The sequence below is a fragment of the Synechococcus sp. H70.2 genome, assembly GCF_047462275.1.
Lineage (GTDB): Bacteria > Cyanobacteriota > Cyanobacteriia > Thermostichales > Thermostichaceae > Thermostichus.
In genome coordinates, this window is record NZ_JANSIU010000004.1 from 188,167 (window position 1) to 206,716 (window position 18,550).

The following is an 18,550-nucleotide window of genomic DNA, read 5'->3' on the forward strand; positions in this document are numbered from 1 at the left end:
CCATCGCCCCCACTCCCTTTCTCCGAGGAGATCTGGCTTCTCGGCAAGACTCTCAGGTAACCACATCCGGCTGCTGCCGACCGGTGCGAGCGCGGATCTGGGCGAAGTGATCCGCCAGTTGGATTAGCTCGGCTAGGGCCACCTGGGGATCCAGGCCATGCCGGCTGGGATCCGGCTCAAATCGCTCCAAGTACACCCGCAGAGTGGCCCCGTGGGTGCCGGTGCCGGAGAGGCGGTAGACGATGCGGGAGCCATCCTCAAAGCCAATGCGGATCCCTTGGTTGTGGCTGGTGCTGCCGTCCACCGGATCCGTGTAGCTGAAGTCATCGGCATAGGTCACCGTCTGGGAGCCAAAGCGCTGCCCCACCCAGCTTGTCACGGAGCGCCGCAAGTGCTCCATCAGCTCCTCGGCCACCTCCACCGGCAGCCCCTCGTAGTCGTGGCGGGAGTAGAAGGTACGCCCGTAGGTGCGCCAGTGCTCTTCCACAATCTGCCGCACCGACTGCCGTCGCACAGCAAGGATGTTCAGCCAAAAGAGGACAGCCCAGAGGCCATCTTTTTCGCGGATATGGTTGGAGCCGGTGCCGAAGCTCTCCTCGCCGCAGAGGGTCACTTTGCCGGCATCCAGGAGGTTGCCGAAAAATTTCCAGCCGGTAGGAGTCTCATAGCAGGGGATCCCCAGCTTGGCTGCCACCCGGTCTGCCGCCTGGCTGGTGGGCATGGAGCGGGCGATCCCGGCTAGCCCCTCCCGGTAGCCGGGCACTCGCTGGGCGTTAGCCGCCAGCACGGCCAAACTGTCGCTGGGAGTTACGTAGAACTGGTGGCCCAGGATCATATTGCGATCCCCATCGCCATCGGAGGCGGCGCCGAAATCCGGGCCGTCCTCCCGAAACAGCAGCTCCACCAGGGCGCGGGCATGCACCAAGTTGGGATCGGGGTGGCTGCCGCCAAAGTCGGGCAGGGGCTGGCTGTTGAGGACGCTGCCCGGCGCTGCCCCCAGGCACTCTTCCAGGATGGTGCGGGCATAGGGGCCGGTGACGGCGTGCATGGCGTCGAAGGCGATGCGGATCCCAGAGGCCAGGTAATCGCGGATGGCGTCAAAATCAAACAGGCGCTGCATCAGGGCCAGATAGTCGGCCACCGGGTCGATGACGGAAAGCGTCAGGGATCCCAGCCGCTGCTCTCCCAAGCGGTCTAGATCCACATCTGGGGCTTCCAGGATGCGGTACTCCCGAATCTGCTGGGTGCGGGCGTAGATGGCCTCGGTCACCTTCTCCGGGGCAGGGCCGCCGTTGCCGATGTTGTACTTGATGCCAAAGTCTCCCTGGGGGCCGCCGGGGTTGTGGCTGGCCGAGAGGATGATGCCGCCATAGGCCCCGTATTTGCGGATAAGGTGGGAGACTGCCGGCGTGGAGAGGATCCCGCCCTGGCCCAGCAGCACCCGCCTGATGCCGTTGGCTGCTGCCATTTTGAGCAGGATCTGGATGGCTTCCCGGTTGTAGTAGCGCCCGTCCCCCCCCACCACTAGGGTTTGGCCGGCGGATCCCTCGAGGACGTCAAAGATGGACTGGACAAAGTTCTCCAGGTAATGGGGCTGCTGGAACACCTGAACCGGCTTGCGCAGGCCGGAAGTGCCGGGCCTTTGGTCAGGAAAGGGAGTGGTGGCAACGGTGCGGACGCTCATAGCCTAGTTGGGGAAACCCTCCCCTTGCTGGCAGGGGTTAGTTTAACCCCCTACTTCACCAGCTCGAAGACGTTGAACATGGGCAGGTACATGGCCACAATGATGCAGCCTACCATACCCCCCAAGATTACAATCATCAAAGGCTCCAGCAAGCTGGTCAGGGCGCGCACCGCCTCCTCCACCTCCAGCTCGTAGAAGTCGGCTGTCTTCATCAGCATTGCGTCCAGCTCCCCTGTCTCTTCCCCGACGCTGATCATCTGAATGGCCATCAGGGGGAACACCTTCGCCTTATCCAGAGCGGGAGCAATCTGGCCCCCTTCTGAAATTGATTGGCGGGCAGCGTCAATGGCATTGGCCACCACCTGGTTGCCCGACGTATCCCGCACAATTTCCAAGGCAGTTAGCACGGGCACGCCAGAGCGGGTGAGGGCGCCAAAGGTGCGGCAGAAGCGAGCCACCGCCGACTTTTGGATCAGATCCCCAAAAATTGGCAGTTTCAGGGCCAGCGCGTCGATGGTCTCCTTGCCAGCGGGAGTGCGGTAAAAGCGCTGGAAAGCAAAAAAGACTAACGCCAAAAAGCCCACCAGGCCCAAGCTGTATTGGGGAGTGCGCAGAAACTTGCTGATGTTGATAAAAAACTGGGTAAAGGCAGGCAGCTCCCCCCCCAAGTCGTTGTAGATGCTCTCAAAAGTGGGCAAGATGAACAGCACCATGCCCAAGAAAATCAAGACGGCCAGGATGGTCACCACCACCGGGTAGGTCAGGGCCGACTTGATCTGCTTCTGCAGGCGATCCATGTCCTCCAGCAGCTTGGCTAGGCGGTTGAGCACCTCGTCGAGTACGCCACCCACCTCTCCTGCCTGCACCATGCTGCAGTAGAGGCTGTCAAAAGCATCCGGATAAGGGCGGATGGAGTCGGACAGGTTCTTCCCTGCTTCCACCTCCGCACGGATGGCCCGCAGATATTTCTTGAGCTTAGGGTTGCCGGTTTGCTCCTCCATGATGGTGAGAGAGCGCACCATCGATACGCCGGCGTTGATTAGAGCGGCAAATTGCCGGGAGAAGACCGCCTTGTCGCGGATGTCGATGGACTGCAGCATCGAGAAATCGAAAGACGTATCCAGCGAGAAAAAGGGCTTTTCCTCCTGAATGTCTTCCGGTTTGGCATAAATCCCCTCGCGGCGCAGCTGTGCGCGGGCCTCCATCAAGTTGTTGGCCTTCACCGTCAGGCGTACCGGCTGACCGGCCTTTAACCCCCGAACCTTGTAGCGCGGCATAACTTACCCCTACTTGGATCTCCCTACCGAAGCTAGGTAACCCCAACCTCAGCTAGAGCTTAGCCGCTCCAGAAGACTTATACAAGGACAACCCCTCCGCCCAAGGGAGTCAGTGGGACCTGGGCCTCCCTCTGTCTCCTCAACCCGTAGCTAGAGGAGAGGGATCTCCTCAGCTCTGGGTAAATCAGCGGGGGTGGCTATCCCGCCTCTAGCAGTCCAAGCTGGCAGCTAGCCCTAGCGGCGGACGGCAGCTCCCGCAGGGCGCTGGGATTGAACTGCCGCAGCTGGTGAGGGCCCGACGACGTTGCCCAAAAGCCGCTGCAGTTCCTCGGGGCGAGAGCTCTTCGACATAGCTGTTTCGAAATCAATCTTGCCCTGCAGGTAGAGGTTGGCCAGATCCTGCTCCAGGGTCTTCATGCCCTGCTTACCGCCCGTCTGGATAGCCGAGTAGATCTGGGCGGTTTTACCCTCCCGAATGAGGTTGGCGATGGCCGGGGTAACCACCATGATCTCCTGCACCAGCACCCGACCTGGCTCTCCTGGCTTGGGGTTGAGGCGGCGGGCCAAAGTTTGCGAGAAGACAGCCTTGAGGGAGTTGGAGAGCTGCACGCGGATCTGCTGCTGTTGCTCCGGTGGGAACACGTCCACCAGGCGATCCACCGTCTGGGCGGCAGAGCTGGTGTGCACCGTGGCAAAGCAGAGGTGGCCGGTCTCGGCAGCAGTAATGGCCAACTGGATGGTTTCCAGATCCCGCATCTCCCCAATCAAGATCACATCCGGATCCTCCCGCATGGCTGCCCGCAGGGCGTTGGCAAAGCTCTTGGTGTCCTCACCCAACTGCCGCTGGTGGATGATGCTGCGGATGGGGGTGTAGATGTACTCGATGGGATCCTCAATGGTAAGGATGTGCTCGGCTCGCTCACGGTTAATGAAGTCGATGATAGCGGCCAAAGTGGTGGATTTGCCGGATCCCGTTGGGCCGGTTACCAGCACCAGGCCCCGCGGCAGACGCGCCACTTCCTTGCAGATCTCCGGCAGCCCCAGCTTCTCGATGCTGGGGATTTCCGAGGCCAGAGCTCGCATGGCACAGGCATAGGCGCCGCGTTCGCGATAGACGTTGACGCGGAAACGCCCGATCCCGCGCACGCCGTAGGAGCAGTCCAACTCCCAATTTTGCTCCAGTTGTTTGCGCTGGGTGTTGTTCAACATGCTGAAAATGAGCCGCTGCACCTCCTCAGGCGTGAGGGGATCATACTCTGTTGGCTGGAGTTCGCCATTGATGCGGAAATAGGGAGGTAAGCCGGCGGAAATATGGATATCGGAACCACCCCTGCGGACAATCTCTTCCATCAAGTCTTCAATCATCAGTTGTTTCATAGGACTTCCCTCTCCAATGGTGTGAGTGGGTTTGCTCTGTTAAAGCAAGGCTAAACTAAAACTTCGGCGTCAGGCAGTAGGGACAATCCATCCACTCCACCCGCAGGGCAGCGCCGCAGTTGCGGCAGGTGCTAAGGGCCTTGGCACGAGCCTTCAGCTCAGTTTCCAAGCCCTTGTCGGTGAGGATAACCCGATCGACCTCCTCCAACGTAGTCAGGCCCTGCCTCACCAGCATCAAACTATAGGCCAGGAGCGTCTTCATGCCGCTTTCGACAGCTGCTTCCTTAATCACCTCGGTGGGGGCCCCTTTGTTAATCAACTCGGCCAGGCGATCGTTCATGCGCATGAACTCGTACACTCCCACGCGTCCCTTGTAGCCCACCCCCCCACACTTCTCACAAATAGGCTTGCCGGTGGCCTTGCGCTGCTCCACCTCTTTGGGGGAGAGCTTGTTGGCTTTGTAGAAGGTCACCTGCTCGCTGTCGCCACTGAGGTCGAGGCCATAGCGGGCCAATTCCTCGGGGGTGGGGTGATACGGGATCCGACACTCAGTACAGACCCGACGCAGCAGACGCTGGGCCAGCACCCCCAGCAGCGAGCTGGAGATCATGAACGGCTCGATCCCCATCTCTGTCAGTCGGGCAATGGCGCCAGCGGCATCATTGGTGTGGAGGGTAGTCAGCACCAGGTGACCCGTGAGGGAGGCTTCGATGGCAGTTTTGGCCGTCTCGTGGTCGCGGGTCTCCCCCACCAGGATGACATCCGGGTCTTGCCGCAGAAAGGCGCGCAGGATCATGGCAAAGTCCATGCCCTTCTCCCGGAGGACCTGCACCTGGGTGATCCCAGGCAGGGAGTATTCGATGGGATCCTCGGCAGTGCTGATGTTGATGCCGGGATCGTTGAGCTCTGCCAGGGCCGAGTAGAGGGTAGTGGTTTTCCCCGATCCCGTTGGCCCGGTTACTAAGATCAAACCAAAGGGTCGCCTGACAACCTCCTTGAAGCTAGCCAGGGTTTCTGGGTCGGTGATCAGCTTGTCCAGGCCGAGCTGGGTGGCGGAGTTGTCCAGAATCCGCAGCACGATCTTCTCCCCATAGCGGGAGGGCAGAGTGCTAACGCGAAAGTCTACCTTGCGCCCTTTAAAGACCCGCCGAATCCGCCCGTCCTGGGGCAAGCGCCGCTCAGCAATGTTGAGGTTGGACATGATTTTGAAACGGGCGGTAAGGGCGGGGACAATCTTTTTGGGAAGGTTCTCAAAAGCCTGCCGCAGCACCCCATCTTTGCGGAAGCGGATGCGCAGGTATTCTTCCTGCGGCTCGATGTGGATGTCCGACGCCCCGTCCTGCAGGGCCTTGACCAGGATCTGGTTGGCGAGTTTGACGATCGGGGCATCGTCTGCCGACTTGAGCTGCTGCTCCAGGGATGCCTCGCCGACCTCATCCCCGGCCACATCCTCGATGCTGTCCAGGTCGATCTCGGCGGTATTGACCACCACCTCTTCTTCTTCCTCTGGGGCAGCAGCCGCGTCGGCGATCCCCTTGAGGGCCAGCAGCTCCGCTTGGGTATCCATGTAGCGGTTGATGAGGACCTCAAAGTCCTGTAGGGTAAAAACCCGCCGCTGCAGCTTCAGTCCTCGGACGCGGAAACGCTGCTGGATGTCGTCTATAGCCTGCAGGTTGTCGGGCTTAACCATTGCCACCAGCACTTGGTTGTCTTGGCGGCGGATGGGCAAGAACTTGTAGCGGTTGCAAATATCAAGGGGCAAGAGCGAGTCGATGAGCTCACCCATCTCCGCGAGATCCACCTGTTCCAGATCGGTGTCGAGGGAGGGGATCCCGTAGATAATTTTCAGCTCAAAGAGCTGCTGCCGCTTGTAGACCCGCGCCAGGTCGGGAGGGAGCTCTCTGCCAACAATATTTTTGACTGCCAATGCTAAGGCCTTGCTGCCGCCTTCGCGATTGGCTTTGAGGGCATTTTGAATGTCCTGGATTTGCTTGTCGTCGGCAAAACCCAGCTCCTTTAATTTGCGGCCAAAGGGGGTGATGCTGGTATTGGCAATGGCCAGGGCTTTACTAGCGGCGCTGCGACGGGTTAGAGGAAGAGGGAGGTCGTTCATGCTACCGGACCACCTAAGCTGTGCTCATATGATAATGGCTGCAGTTAACCTCTAGGAACAACGGTAAAGACCCGCAGAGCTACGCCTGCCCTCCACAGCCTGACTAGGGAGGCAGGGAAAACCTCAAAGGGACCGAGTTGGCCCAGCGTGTTTGGAAATCGCCCATGCGGCTCTACGTTGAATCTTTCACGGTTCACAAGCGCTATGCCCTCACCCTCAGCCGCGGCACTCACACAGAGGCCACTTTGGCCTGGGTGCGGATTGAGGAGGAAGGGATCGAGGGGTGGGGAGAGGCTTGCCCCTTCTCAGTGAGCGAGGACTACCACCAATCTTTGGAGGATATCTTGATGGGTTTGGAGGTAGCCAAAGGGCTCCTACGCCGCCACTCCCCCTGGGAGCGACAAGCCATTGAGGCAGAACTGCTGCGGGCCGGGATCCCCTCGGCGGCACGGGCGGCGGTGGACATGGCCCTACACGACTGGATGGGCAAGCGGCTGGGGATGCCCCTGTGGCAGCTGTGGGGGCTGGATCGCTCCCGCATCCCCCCTACAACCCTAACCATTGGCATTTCTACCCCTCAGGAGGCGCGCCAGCGGGCTTTGGCCTGGATGGAACAAACCCAGCAGGCGCGGGCCTTTAAGATCAAGCTGGGCAGCGAACTGGGCCTACTGGCCGATCAAAACCAGCTAATTGCTGTACAGGAGGTGATCCCGCTGGGATCCCTGCTGACGGTGGACGCCAATGGGGCTTGGACGCTGGAGCAGAGCCTGAGCATGAGCAATTGGCTGGCAGGGCAGGGGGTGAGCTACCTGGAGCAGCCCCTGGAGAGGGGACAGGAGGCAAAGCTGATCACCCTGTGGCACGAGTCGAAGCTGCCCATCTTTGTGGATGAGAGTTGTTTCGACAGCCGCGATATTCCTGCCCTGGCGGATCGCGTGCACGGCATTAACATCAAGCTGATGAAGTGCGGCGGCCTCAGCGAAGCCTGGCGCATGATCCACACCGCCAGATCCCATGGGCTCCAGGTGATGCTAGGCTGCTACAGCAACACCGCTCTGGGCAACACGGCAACGGCCCACTTGGCACCGCTGGCGGATTATGTGGACTTAGATAGCCACCTCAATCTTGTCGACGATCCCTTTTCCGGAGCCCTGCTGCAGGAGGGCTGTCTCATCCCCACCGACCGACCGGGCCTGGGGGTGGAGTTGCGGGAGTAGGTACCATGGAGGAAGTGGGATCCCTCTCCAGTCACACTCGCATGGCTATCCTGCTCCACGGCGGCCTGGTGGGGGAGCACGGCAAAACGGGGCTGGGGCTGCTGCGCTACGGGCCCTTTCCGGTGGTAGCCGTCATTGACCGAGAGCAGGCAGGGGGATCCCTGGCGCAACTGACTGGCATTGCCAAGGACATTCCCATCGTAGCCTCGGTGCAAGAGGCCCTGGTGTACAACCCCGAGGTGCTGGTGATTGGGATTGCCCCTTCTGGTGGACAGTTGCCGCCGGAGTGGCGGGAGGAGCTCTACCAAGCCCTGCAGGCCGGTCTATCTCTAGTGAATGGTCTCCACACGCCTCTGGCCGAGGATCCCCAATTGCGGCAGTGGCTGCAGCCGGGAGCCTGGATCTGGGACATTCGCCGCGAACCTCCTGGTCTTGGGGTAGGGAAAGGCCTAGCCCGCTCCCTCCCCTGTCGACGGGTGCTGACGGTGGGCACGGATATGGGCGTGGGCAAAATGTCCACCAGCCTGGAACTGCACCGGGCCAGCCTGAAGCGCGGCCTGCGCTCCCGCTTTCTCGCTACCGGGCAGACCGGGATCCTCATCAGTGGCGATGGGGTGCCCCTAGATGCGGTGCGGGTGGACTACGCCAGCGGTGCCGTGGAGCAACTGGTGCTACGCCACGGCCTTGACCATGACATTCTGCACATTGAAGGCCAGGGATCCCTGCTCAACCCCGCCTCTACAGCAACCCTGCCCCTGTTGCGGGGATCCCAGCCCACCCACTTGATCTTGGTACACCGGGCTGGCCAGACCCACATCAAAGGGATGGACTACGTACCCATCCCTCCCCTGCCCAAGGTCATCGAGCTGTACGAACAAGTGGCCAGAGCTGCCGGTGCCTTTGCCCCCGTACCAGTGGTGGGGGTGGCCCTCAATACCTTTGGCTGGGAGGAAGAAGCCGCCCTGGCCCAGATCCGCCAGGTGGAAGCGGAGACCGGACGGCCCTGTACCGACGTGGTGCGCTTTGGGGCGGATCCCCTCTTGGATGCCATTCTCTCGACAGGCTAGCCTCAGGGATCTCCCTTAGGGCGAGTTTCGCTGTCGAGCACTTCCAGGATGGCCTTGGCGGCGCGGGCCAAAACTCCCGGCTCCCCCAGCGCTGCCCGCATAGCAGCATAGTCGGCCTGCAGTTGGGTGCGGCGCTCCGGCTGAGTCAGCAGCTCCAAGGCCAGTTGGGCAACCCGCTCCGGCTGGGCCTCCTCCTGCAGCAGTTCCGGCACAATGGGGCGCATCAGCACCAAGTTGGGGGGAGACATAAAGGGCACCGAGACCTTTAGCCAATGGCGGGCTAGCCAAAAGGTAATGGGGTTGAGGCGGTAGATCACCACCTGCGGGATCCCCAAAATGGCCGCTTCCAAGTTGACGGTGCCCGACTTGGCCAGCACCAGGTCAGCGGCGGCCAACAGCAGGTGATGCGCCTTTGGCGGGGAAGGGCGAGGCAAGACAAGGGTGAGATCGTCCAGTTCATAGCGGCGGGCAGCCCGAGCAATCGGGGCGGCAAAACGGGGCGAGGCCAGCGGCGCCCAAAACCGCACCTGAGGCAGACGAGCCCGCAACAGCCGCGCTGCCTGGAGCAGGATGGGCAGAACGGAGCGCAGCTCCTGGCGACGGGAGGCGGGCAGCAGCGCCACCACCGTTGCCTCCTCAGGGATCCCTAGCTCAGCCCTGGCCTGAGCGCGACCGGGTACCCTCGCCAAAATATCCAGTAGGGGGTGGCCCACATAGCAAACCTGGGCGCCTGCTGCGGCGTAGTAGCGGGCTTCTTCTGGGAAAATAGCCACCATCAGCCGTATCTGCTGAGCTAGGCGGTAGGTGAGGCGGCTGTTGGGCGACCACACCCATTCCTGGGGGGCAATGTAGTAAACGGCAGGGATGCGCCACCGCTGCAGCAGGGGGACAAGGCGGCTGTTGACGCCGATGTAGTCCACCAAGATGGCCAAATCCGGCGGGTCCTGCGCCAGGAAGCGGCGGATCTTCCACTCTGTCCACAGGGCAGGGAGGACGAAGGGGAGGGCCTCCAGGATGCCGATGGAGCTCATCTCCGTAGTGCGGTGCAGCAGCCGGGCTCCGGCAGCGGCCATTTCCTCTCCCCCAACGGCCGTGATGCGCAGGTGTGGACGCTGGCGCAGCAGCTCGCGAATGAGATGGCCAGCCTGCAGATCCCCGGAGACTTCTCCGGTGCAGATAAACAGATGGCTCACAGGTCGTCCTCTTCTCTGCTGCGGCGCAAGGCCGGCAGAGGGCCGCGCCGTTGGGGTTGGGAAAGGGAATCTTCCAAAAATTGCAGCAGATGGAGCAGGGATCCCGTCTCGTCCACCAGTTCTTTTCCCTGCAGCGAGAAGATGCTCCGCCCGTCCTCGGTTCGCAGGCTCTCCCGCAGCGTTTGCAGCGCCTTTTCCAGGGGCAATCCAGAGCGGTAGAGCAACCGGTAGGCCTGGCGCAAAGCTGGCAGGGATCCCTCCATTCCCTTCGTCCGCCGCAACCCCACCAAGTTGAGGCCACGGATGCGGGCGGGATGCCCCTCCACCAACATGTAGGGCGGAACATCGCGATCCACCCGGCTCATGGCCCCCACCATCGCCAGGCGCCCCACCCGGGTAAACTGGTGGATCCCGACCATGCCGCCAATGCGCGCCTGGGACTCAATGTAAATGTGGCCAGCCAGGGAGACAGCGTTGGTGATTACTACCTGGTTTTCAATGACGCAGTTGTGGGCGACATGGACGTAGGCCATTAACAAGTTGTAGTTGCCAATTACCGTCGCCTCCCCCTCGTTGGTGGCCCGGTTAATGGTAACAAACTCACGAATGCGATTGCCTTTACCAATAACCACCTGCGAGGGTGCGCCGTTGTACTTCAGATCCTGGGGCTCTGTGCCCAGCACCGCTCCCGGAAAAATCTGGTTGTCCTCCCCAATCTCCGTCCAGCCGTCGATGACCACGTGGGCCCCCACCACCGTGTTGGCACCAATGCGCACATGTTCACCAATAACTGCATAGGGGCCAACCTGCACTGTCTCGTGCAATTCAGCCTTTGGATGGATCACGGCAGTGGGGTGAATCCGCTCACGGGAGCGGTGGGGCACACTTGCAAAGTCGGGAGGGGATCCTGCTGAAGCTAACACACTCATCTTCACTCTAGCCAGCAACTGTGGCGACACTCCCAGCTGTCTCTAGCTTGCTCTGGGGGATAAGATCCCTCAACCGCCTGTTTTTGGCATCTCCCCGCCTCCTTCTTGCGCTGGGCACGGCAATTCCCCCGCCCTCTGGCCAAGGACTCCGTTCCGCCACCCCCCCGGCCGATCCTTGCTTCCAAGCTCTAGCACGGTGGGGTTGGCAATGGTAGCGGTGCACTCTCCAGATCATCCCGGCTGCTTGCAGGTGCTGCATGGCTCGATTGTACTCTTGGAAGGACGGCTTTGCTCTTTGTTAGAGACCAAAACCTAAGCTCAGGGGGAGGGTGCGATGGTCCTGGAGACACTGCCGCTGGTTGCTGCTGTAGCCATCGCCATTTTTATGCTGGTTTTCTGGGTGCGGGTGGTTCGGGAGGCCATCTGGACAGCGGCGGGGATCGTAGTTCTCCTGGCCGTGCTGTACGTGGTCTTTAGGATTGGCCCGCGCCAGGTGCTGCAGGAGCTGCGGGATCCCTTTGCCCTCCTCGACCAAGTTTGGCAGGTCATCCTAAGTTGGTTTCGGGCTCTTTTCTCCTAGGAGCGTTATCCCCTATACAATGCTCCAGGGGAGCTCAGCCTGTTGCGGGGCTAGCCTAGCAGCTCCTCAGTTGGTCTGTCGGCTATCTTCTTGCCATGCTTTCCAGCTTTGAACAGGATCCCCAAGGTCACCCCCTTCCTGTCCTCCTCAGTGGAATGGAGCCCTCAGACATCCAGGTGGAGGTGGAGGACCTGGGGGGGCGCCGCCGCCGAGTGCAAGGCCGCATCCTGATCCCGGTAGAGCGACGACAGGTCTGGCAAGTTTTAACGGACTACGACCACCTGGCGGAGTTTATCCCCAACTTGGTGGAAAGTCGCCTCCTCGGCAGCCAGAATGGCCGCAAACTGGTGCGTCAGGTGGGATCCCAGCAAGTTCTGTTTGCCCGGTTTTCTGCAGCGGTGGTGCTAGCTATTGAGGAAGTATTTCCCCACCAACTGCGCTTTCAAGAAGTAGAAGGGGACTTTCTCATCTTCGAGGGGTTTTGGGAGCTGGCCGACTGGCTAGACCAGCAAACCCTGCTGACCTATCATCTGCAGGTGCAGCCACCGCGCCGCATGCCGGTCGGCCTAGTAGAACGGCGCATCTGCCGCGATCTGGCCTGCAACCTCCAGGCCATTCGGGAGCGCTGCCTAAGCCTAGGGGGATCCTCTCCCTAGGTTGGCCATTGGTTGGGCTCGAAAGGAAAGGCAACTTGCGGCGCCGCCAAGTTGGGCTGCCTTAAACTAAGAGTCATCAAGTTCCCCGGAGTCAAATGTCGGGATCCCGCTACAGCCAAGAGGACGTGCAGCAGATCCTCCAGCGGGCCATTGCTCGCCAGCGGCGCCTTGGGGAGTTTAGCCGCTCCCAACTGGAGGAAATGGCCGCCGAGCTGGGGATCTCCCCCCAAGAGCTGGAGGAGGCCGAGCGGGAATGGAGAGCCTGGCAACAGCTGACCAACCAACATCGTGAGTTTCAACGCTACCGCCAGCGGCAGTTTTACCAGTTGTTGGGGCGGTATGCCATCGTTAACAGCTTCCTCGTGAGCCTAGATTGGCTCTCTGGGGGAGGGCTGTCTTGGTCGCTGTTTATCCTGATGGGCTGGGGTCTGGCGGTTGCCCTCAAGGGCTGGAACACCTACCAGACTGAGGGGGAACGCTACGAAAAAGAGTTCCAGCAGTGGCGGAGAAAACGCCAGAGAAAACCATAGACCCTCTCCCCTACCGGGATCCTGACCTAGAGCCAAAGCAGGGAAGACTTGAGGGAAGACGCCAGGGGATGCTAGCATAGCTTGCTAGCAGTATAAGCTACCTGGGCGGGCGTAGTTTAATGGTAAAACCGCAGTCTTCCAAACTGCTGTTGTCGGTTCGATTCCGTCCGCCCGCTTCCAGCCGGTAGATCCTGAACTAAGCTGCAAAACTGGCTCCAGATAAGCCCTTTCAGACCTAAAACCTCAGTTGAGGGTAAAGCCAAGTTTGGGGTAGAAGAGGGTAAGTTGGGTGCGTAGAGTGATTGCAAAATGATCGCAAGGAGAGAGCCAAAGGAAGTTGTCTACGTGACTCAAGACAAGGGTTGGCGGCGTCTGACTTAAACGTAGCAGGGCCGGCGCTACCGCACGTCAATAGGGATGCCGGACATGGCAGTAGGGCGACGGGCGCTGCAGCGGGTGGTGGTTCGGTAAGGATACGGGGGAGCTTGTTTTCTGCCCACGAGCAGAGGCAGCAACTCCGCACCCCCTGAGGATCTCAGCTCCCAGGGTCGGGGGGTGGCACCCGAAAACCGCTGGGCAGCTTCTCTCCACGGGCAGCCGCTTCCAGCGCCGCCAGGAGAAAGGTCTCGAACTGACGCACAACCTGCAGGTCTTGGTACAGGTGCACTTTGGCTGCTTCTACGGCCTTGGTGGCAAAAGCCAGACAGCGCTCCTTGTCGCGGCCAAAAGCAAGGGCTGTAGCCGCATAGGCGTCGAGGGATGGGGCAATGGGCGCTATCTGGGCAATCCCCATCTGCTCATAGGCTGCCGCCACCAAACGCGCACGGGCAAAGCGCCCAGGCCAGGTGACAACGGGTTTGCCGTAGGCCATGGGCTCGTAGAAACTGTTGCCTGAGCCGAAATGGATAGGATCCAGCAGAACGTCACAATGGGCCACCAGCGCCATGAAGCGAGCAAGGGGCTGGCGCGGCACGAAGCAGACCCGTTCGTTGAGGATGGGAGCGCTCTTTGCCCAGCGGGCCCTGAGCTGGTCGTTCCAAGTCTTGGCGCGGCTGTCGATGAGGACAATGTGGCCCTCGGGATCGCCCTCAGCAATGGCTGCTAGCACCGCGTCGAAGTCCGGGTGAAACTTAAAAAGCGATTGCGGGCAGCCGTAGAGCCTGCCGCGCTCAGGCAGGCCCAGTTCTGCGCGTGGGGGAATTTGCCGCGGCAAGCTGAAAAGTTGGTAGTAGAAGAAGGGCAAGCGGGCAAAGCGCACCAAGCGCTCGCTGTAGTACGCTTCCGCCCCTTCTGGCTCTACTGGCGCATCGGCCCCCAGGAAGTAATCGATTGTATCGAGGCCAGTGGTATCCGGGTGGCCGTAGCTAACCATCTGCACCGGCGCAAGCCGCGCATAGGCCAGGAAGTAGGTCGCCATCGACATGCCGATGTCGGGATAGAAGAGGGCGTCCAGCTCAAGGGCTGCAACCTGCGCCTGCCACTGGGGCAGTGGGCCGCTGAGAACCACCACTCGGTCGCAAGCAGCCTCTAACATAGCCCGCACCGAGTCGCGACGGGCTTGCGGTGGGTAGATGAGGATAACTTCAAAACGCGAGCGGTCAAGCTGACGCAAAAGGCCCTGGTAGAGCTTGCCGATGGTGTGGTTGACAAGAAACTGTGAGCAAAAGCCAACGCGGATGCGCCGACCAGCAGGGAAGTGCCAACGGGCAACATGCGGCGCTTCAAAATTGAGCTGCGGCGCCTTGGCTCGAAAGAGCTGGCAGAGCATCTCCATGAGTGGCCGGTCGTCGGCGTTGTGGTAGGCGAGGTAGAAGGAAAGGGAGGTTCCCAAGAGTTGGGTCGGGTCTTCCAGGGTTCCAGGCAAGGCCAGCAAACTCCGCAGACCCTCCTGGTAGCGTGCCCGCCAGTGGGCGATAGCGGCCTGTGACTCTAGGATGGGGGGTAGCCAAAGCCGGCCCTGAATCTGCGCCGCAAGGATCTGCTCGGCAGCATTAGGGGGTTGCGGCCTGCATTGGCGCGCGGCCTGCAGCACTTCCTCTGCTTCTGCATCTCTTTCTTGAGCTGCCAAGGCAAGCGCTAGATCCAGATAGGCAGCAAAGTGGTGGGGATCTTTTCGAAGGGCAAGACGGGCAAAGCTCTCTGCTTCCTGAAAGAGCTCTAAATTGAGGTAGACTTCTGCCTTGCCCAGCAAGCCCTCAGGGAAGTCGGGGCGAAGGGCCAAGGCTTTGTCGTAGTAATCCAGGGCCTGGGAAAAGTTGTGCTCCCCTAGCTCCATTCTCCCAAGCGAGAGGAGCGCTTCCACCCGTTGGGGATTGAACTGCAGTGCTGCTTGGTAGGCGTTCTTGGCCCGCGTTCTTTCGCCGCCCCCCAGCAGCGCGCTCCCGTAGTTGACCCAGGCGTCAGCATAAGTCGGCCGGAGCTCGATGGCCCGCAGGGCAGCCGCTTGCGCTTCCGACCATTTGCCCATCTCCTGCAGTAGAGCTGAAAAATTGCTGTATATCTCAGCATCCTCTGGATAGGCTAGGAGCGCCTGGCGAAAGGTCGCCTCGCTTTCCACGTAGCGCCCTTGCCCTTGCAGAGATAGCGCTAGGGCAAGCAGGGCGTTGCGCTCTGCAGGCTCAAGGTCCAGAGCGCGGCGAGCCGCCTCTTCTGCTGCAGCATACTCCCCCTGATTCCAGTGCACATTGGCAACAAGGGCCCAGGCTAGGGCAGAGCTGGGGTTTCTGGCCAGCACCTCCTGGGCTTTTTGCAAGGCAAGGGCCAGGTTGCCACAGTTGTAGGCGTCACTTGCTGCCTGCAGCTCGCTGACCTCCTCCTCGCTAAGGGTTCGAGTCGCTGGCACCGAGCTGGGGGAGGGGGCCTCTCCTGCCAGCTTGGCAGCGGCCAGCCGCGCGCTCCACTCGACAACCACTGCCTCTTCCAGGAGTCCGAGGGTGTGCCCATCGGCAAGCACCGACTCGGCCTCCGCATATTCGTCACACTCCATCAGCGCCTCAACCAGGGACAGCCAATACTGACCAACCGTTGGATTGGCGCTGACGGCGGTTACCAAATGGTGCAGGGCCGCTCGGGGCTGCCCCCGCTGGCGGGTAAGCTGCCCCAGCTTGTGGTGCGCCTCTGGGTGGCGGGGGACAGACCGTAGGACAGCTCGATAGAGCTGCTCCGCCTCCTCCAGGCGCCCCTGCTGGTGATGGTTGAGGGCTTGCTGCAGCAGGTCGTCCAACTCTGACATTGCAGGGAAACTCCTCAAGTGCTTTTTTTCCCTCCCGGCAGGGCATAGGGATGGGTCGCGTGCCAGTAGTCAACCAACTGCCCTTGGTGCTCGATGAGAACCTGCTTTGGCGCTATCCCAAGGCTGGCCATCTCTGTCACAATGTCGGCAGCGCGCCATTGCGTTGGAATGATGACCACGTCTGGGGGTTGCTTGACCAGTTCCTCTCGGCTCACAATTCTCTGACCCACCCCGGGCACATGAGTGCCGACCTTGTTGGGATCCGAATCGACGACCAAGGGAAACTGCTCGGCCCTAACCCCAAAGTGGTGCATGAAGGCTGCCCCTTTCCCTGTACCTCCCCATATGGCAACCCGCAGGCCACTGCAGGCAAGCTCGTGAAGCTGGGCCGCAATCCTGCGCCGGGCCGCTTGGCTGCGCTGCAGGAATTGAGCTGCTGCTTCTGCTCGTAGCCGCCAATCGGGGGGCAGCCGGAGCTCCACGATGGCCAGCACCACTTCCCCATCGTAGGCATGCCACAAGCTCACAATGGCACCCACGCGCTGTAACAGGGTGCGCAGTGACTCGGTACTGAACTGCTGGGGGTGTTCGTAGTAAAAATCCACCAATCGGCCTGTATGGAAGACCCGGTCGATACAAGGTACTTCAACGAGCAAGCGGACAGTCTTCTCACATTGACTTGCAGCCCACGCCAACTGCTGCAGGAAAGCTGCTGGTTGGCTAAAGTGCTCCAGCACGTGGCGCATCACCACCAGATCTGGCTGAAGGCGCAGCAGATCCTCAACCGGCTCAAAAAGCCGCGCCTCAAACTGGAAGTCGCGGGGGAAGTCGTCTGGTTGGTGGGGATCAAATCCGATGTACTGTCCTTGCCGACGCGCAGCCAAGGCGCGCAGAAAGTGACCACAGCCGCACCCAATCTCAACCACTGTTGGGTTCTGGGGCAGGTAGGTCAACGCCTCATTAGCTAGTTGTGCCAGGTGCTGGTTCCACAGGATCCCAGCGTTGAACATGAGGGTGGACTGGCTGGGGTAGGGAACATCCTCATAGCAGAAGGCGCGATTCCAGACATGGCCACAGGCAATGCACTGGACAAAGTCAAGCCGATAACGGGGCATTGACCGCGCCTCATGTTCAGTGCGCGGCCAGCCTAGGATGGCAAGCGGCGCCATCCCGCCGTCAAAAAAAGGGTGGGCCGCTACTTCGCCGCATGCCGGGCAGGGGTCGGAGTAAAGGGGTGTCATCAGAAAAATGCAGCGCTGAGGCTATCGTACTATTACCATGCAACAAACCCTGACCTGTCAGCTAGCCCCCACCCCAGTCCAGGCGGCCAAGAAAGGCCTTGGGAAGGGGATGGGGAGTCCAACGCCGCCAACCTGATTGCCCCCTCTGGAGCTGCTGTCAACCAGCCCAGAGGCCCGTAGTTGGCTTGTCCTCTGCAGGCTACTGCTTCAGGGAAGCAAGCTATGGCCGTGGAGGAGTTTACTCCAGCACGGCGTATGACATGGACGTCGCGTAGGGGAAGCGGATCAGACGGAGATTGCGGATGCCCAGCGTCTCACCTGGAAACTGACGCAGGTTGAGCTCGTCGAACAAGATCACTGCTCCCTTGGGCATGCGCGGCACGAGCAATTCCAGGGCCAGTTTTGTTGGCTCGTAGAGGTCGACATCAAGATGCAGCAAAGAGACAACCAAATGGGGGTTGTCTTCAAGATACTTGGGCAGTGTAACACGCAGATCGCCCTCGACTAGCTTCAGTTTTGGTATGTGTCCGAGAAAGCGGGTCAAATCATGGATGGATGCGGCACGCAGAATATCGTTGGCCATGCCGCTTTCGACGGCAAAACCACCGGGACGGGTATGTTCGGAAACCTGCTGACCTGCCAGATCGGCTGCAGACAATTCTGGAAAGCCCGTGAAAGTATCGAAGCCGATGATCTCGCGCAGATAATTGGTTGGCTCGAAAATCGAGCTCAGGTGATACCAGGTCATGAGGCTTGCGCCACGGGCAACCCCCATCTCCACAACTGAACCGTGAACGTGCAGTTGCTTCTGGAACACCTCGGCGCGTGCCAAGAATTTCGTTAAGCTTTCCCGCGTAACGTATTTGGTAAAATTTTCCAATTTAATGTTGGCGCTGCCGGGGCTCTCGGCCCAGTAGCGCTCCAGTTCTGCCAGACACCTGATATTGGCTTCGCTTTGATGGGATGACTCGCGGATCATGCCGCTCAAGGGATGGTTAGTGCTGCTCATGGGGCATTCTCCTTGGTTGCAAGTGCTTTCCGTCCTTCTTCTGCCAAATCTTCCCAGCGCCAGCCTCGTTCAATGAAGAAAGGATCGGTCAAATCGGTATAGCGCAGCGAAACCGCAAACCTTACGTCTTCACTGCGGTTCAGGTTGGCCGAATGCGGCAATAGTCCGTCGAGGAGAACCAGGTCACCTGCCATTAGTTCGAGCTGACGCTGCTCTTTGAAGGAAGCGGTGACTTCTGGCAAAAGCGTAATCCACTTGTTTTTTCCACGCAGCGCCTCGTCGTAGGCGTGAGGCAGCAGACCCCGCTTGTGCTCGCCAGGTGCAACCACCAACCCGCCATTAAAGCGCCGGTATTCTGTAACGGAATGTAGGCCACTACGTGATATGGGCCGTAGAAACGATCCTGATGCCAGTAGGCAACATGCCATTCGTGGCCGGGCATGCT

Annotated in this window: 15 protein-coding genes and 1 tRNA gene; 6 read left to right on the top strand and 10 right to left on the bottom strand. The window is 60.4% G+C overall.

Translation table 11 applies throughout. The features are described 5' to 3' along the window. Nucleotides 1-52 precede the first annotated feature (52 nt). The 4 genes from NW822_RS05880 to NW822_RS05895 all read right to left on the bottom strand — a co-directional run bounded on the left by NW822_RS05880 (nt 53) and on the right by NW822_RS05895 (nt 6,451). Nucleotides 53-1,684 carry an alpha-D-glucose phosphate-specific phosphoglucomutase gene (locus NW822_RS05880; RefSeq protein WP_414403825.1) on the bottom strand — a complete coding sequence of 544 codons (1,632 nt, stop codon included), beginning with the start codon at nt 1,682-1,684 and terminating at the stop codon, nt 53-55. Nucleotides 1,685-1,734: 50 nt separating this feature from the next. After that, entirely contained in the window at nt 1,735-2,961 is a 1,227-nt protein-coding gene (locus NW822_RS05885) for a type II secretion system F family protein (RefSeq protein WP_414362838.1), read from the bottom strand. 234 nt (nt 2,962-3,195) lie between these two features. Further along, nucleotides 3,196-4,338, bottom strand: coding sequence for a type IV pilus twitching motility protein PilT (locus NW822_RS05890; RefSeq protein WP_414362840.1), 1,143 nt, complete (start codon nt 4,336-4,338; stop codon nt 3,196-3,198). Between the two features lie 55 nt (nt 4,339-4,393). Further along, nucleotides 4,394-6,451 carry a GspE/PulE family protein gene (locus tag NW822_RS05895; RefSeq protein ID WP_414403826.1) on the bottom strand — a complete coding sequence of 686 codons (2,058 nt, stop codon included), beginning with the start codon at nt 6,449-6,451 and terminating at the stop codon, nt 4,394-4,396. A 164-nt stretch (nt 6,452-6,615) separates the two neighbouring features. On the opposite strand from NW822_RS05895, the gene NW822_RS05900 reads away from it, so the two are divergent. Continuing rightward, complete coding sequence (locus tag NW822_RS05900) at nt 6,616-7,668, top strand: dipeptide epimerase (protein ID WP_414403827.1); 1,053 nt, start codon at nt 6,616-6,618, stop codon at nt 7,666-7,668. Between the two features lie 5 nt (nt 7,669-7,673). Then, nucleotides 7,674-8,735 carry a DUF1611 domain-containing protein gene (locus tag NW822_RS05905; protein WP_414403828.1) on the top strand — a complete coding sequence of 354 codons (1,062 nt, stop codon included), beginning with the start codon at nt 7,674-7,676 and terminating at the stop codon, nt 8,733-8,735. Nucleotides 8,736-8,737: 2 nt separating this feature from the next. On the opposite strand, the gene lpxB is transcribed toward NW822_RS05905, so the two are convergent. Both lpxB and lpxA read right to left on the bottom strand, forming a co-directional pair. Further along, nucleotides 8,738-9,928, bottom strand: coding sequence for a lipid-A-disaccharide synthase (gene lpxB, locus NW822_RS05910; RefSeq protein WP_414403829.1), 1,191 nt, complete (start codon nt 9,926-9,928; stop codon nt 8,738-8,740). Continuing rightward, nucleotides 9,925-10,857, bottom strand: a complete 933-nt coding sequence (gene lpxA, locus NW822_RS05915; RefSeq protein WP_414403830.1) for an acyl-ACP--UDP-N-acetylglucosamine O-acyltransferase — start codon at nt 10,855-10,857, stop codon at nt 9,925-9,927. The genes lpxB and lpxA overlap by 4 nt, the downstream gene beginning before the upstream one ends. 334 nt (nt 10,858-11,191) lie before the next feature. Here lpxA and NW822_RS05920 point away from each other — a divergent pair, with 334 nt between their 5' ends. From NW822_RS05920 to NW822_RS05935, 4 genes are all read left to right on the top strand, one after another. Next, nucleotides 11,192-11,437, top strand: a complete 246-nt coding sequence (locus NW822_RS05920) for a hypothetical protein (protein ID WP_414362848.1) — start codon at nt 11,192-11,194, stop codon at nt 11,435-11,437. Nucleotides 11,438-11,532: 95 nt separating this feature from the next. After that, nucleotides 11,533-12,093, top strand: a complete 561-nt coding sequence (locus NW822_RS05925) for an SRPBCC family protein (protein WP_414362850.1) — start codon at nt 11,533-11,535, stop codon at nt 12,091-12,093. 95 nt (nt 12,094-12,188) lie between these two features. After that, the gene (locus tag NW822_RS05930; RefSeq protein WP_414403831.1) at nt 12,189-12,623 is read left to right on the top strand and encodes a 2TM domain-containing protein; all 435 of its coding nucleotides are present in this window, start codon (nt 12,189-12,191) and stop codon (nt 12,621-12,623) included. A 105-nt stretch (nt 12,624-12,728) separates the two neighbouring features. Beyond that, a tRNA-Gly gene (locus NW822_RS05935) sits at nt 12,729-12,799 on the top strand. A 359-nt stretch (nt 12,800-13,158) separates the two neighbouring features. On the opposite strand, the gene NW822_RS05940 is transcribed toward NW822_RS05935, so the two are convergent. From NW822_RS05940 to NW822_RS05955, 4 genes are all read right to left on the bottom strand, one after another. After that, a complete protein-coding gene (locus NW822_RS05940) occupies nt 13,159-15,855 on the bottom strand; it encodes a tetratricopeptide repeat protein (protein WP_414403832.1) in 2,697 nt (898 codons plus the stop codon). Nucleotides 15,856-15,869: 14 nt separating this feature from the next. After that, nucleotides 15,870-17,096: a class I SAM-dependent methyltransferase gene (locus tag NW822_RS05945; protein WP_414403833.1), complete on the bottom strand. Its 1,227-nt coding sequence runs from the start codon at nt 17,094-17,096 to the stop codon at nt 15,870-15,872. 238 nt (nt 17,097-17,334) lie between these two features. Continuing rightward, on the bottom strand, nt 17,335-18,105 hold the full coding sequence (locus tag NW822_RS05950) for a TylF/MycF/NovP-related O-methyltransferase (RefSeq protein WP_414403834.1): 771 nt from the start codon (nt 18,103-18,105) through the stop codon (nt 17,335-17,337). Further along, a complete protein-coding gene (locus NW822_RS05955; RefSeq protein ID WP_414403835.1) occupies nt 18,102-18,533 on the bottom strand; it encodes a phytanoyl-CoA dioxygenase family protein in 432 nt (143 codons plus the stop codon). Before NW822_RS05955 ends, NW822_RS05950 begins: the two co-directional genes overlap by 4 nt. Between the last annotated feature and the right edge of the window lie 17 nt (nt 18,534-18,550).

Bases quoted from the DNA above. Each gene is read 5' to 3' on its own strand.
- NW822_RS05880 (WP_414403825.1), bottom strand. From the start codon at position 1,684: ATGAGCGTCCGCACCGTTGCCACCACTCCCTTTCCTGACCAAAGGCCC.
- NW822_RS05885 (WP_414362838.1), bottom strand. From the start codon at position 2,961: ATGCCGCGCTACAAGGTTCGGGGGTTAAAGGCCGGTCAGCCGGTACGC.
- NW822_RS05890 (WP_414362840.1), bottom strand. From the start codon at position 4,338: ATGAAACAACTGATGATTGAAGACTTGATGGAAGAGATTGTCCGCAGG.
- NW822_RS05895 (WP_414403826.1), bottom strand. From the start codon at position 6,451: ATGAACGACCTCCCTCTTCCTCTAACCCGTCGCAGCGCCGCTAGTAAA.
- NW822_RS05900 (WP_414403827.1), top strand. From the start codon at position 6,616: ATGCGGCTCTACGTTGAATCTTTCACGGTTCACAAGCGCTATGCCCTC.
- NW822_RS05905 (WP_414403828.1), top strand. From the start codon at position 7,674: ATGGAGGAAGTGGGATCCCTCTCCAGTCACACTCGCATGGCTATCCTG.
- lpxA (WP_414403830.1), bottom strand. From the start codon at position 10,857: ATGAGTGTGTTAGCTTCAGCAGGATCCCCTCCCGACTTTGCAAGTGTG.
- NW822_RS05920 (WP_414362848.1), top strand. From the start codon at position 11,192: ATGGTCCTGGAGACACTGCCGCTGGTTGCTGCTGTAGCCATCGCCATT.
- NW822_RS05925 (WP_414362850.1), top strand. From the start codon at position 11,533: ATGCTTTCCAGCTTTGAACAGGATCCCCAAGGTCACCCCCTTCCTGTC.
- NW822_RS05930 (WP_414403831.1), top strand. From the start codon at position 12,189: ATGTCGGGATCCCGCTACAGCCAAGAGGACGTGCAGCAGATCCTCCAG.
- NW822_RS05940 (WP_414403832.1), bottom strand. From the start codon at position 15,855: ATGTCAGAGTTGGACGACCTGCTGCAGCAAGCCCTCAACCATCACCAG.
- NW822_RS05945 (WP_414403833.1), bottom strand. From the start codon at position 17,096: ATGACACCCCTTTACTCCGACCCCTGCCCGGCATGCGGCGAAGTAGCG.
- NW822_RS05950 (WP_414403834.1), bottom strand. From the start codon at position 18,105: ATGAGCAGCACTAACCATCCCTTGAGCGGCATGATCCGCGAGTCATCC.
- NW822_RS05955 (WP_414403835.1), bottom strand. From the start codon at position 18,533: ATGGCATGTTGCCTACTGGCATCAGGATCGTTTCTACGGCCCATATCA.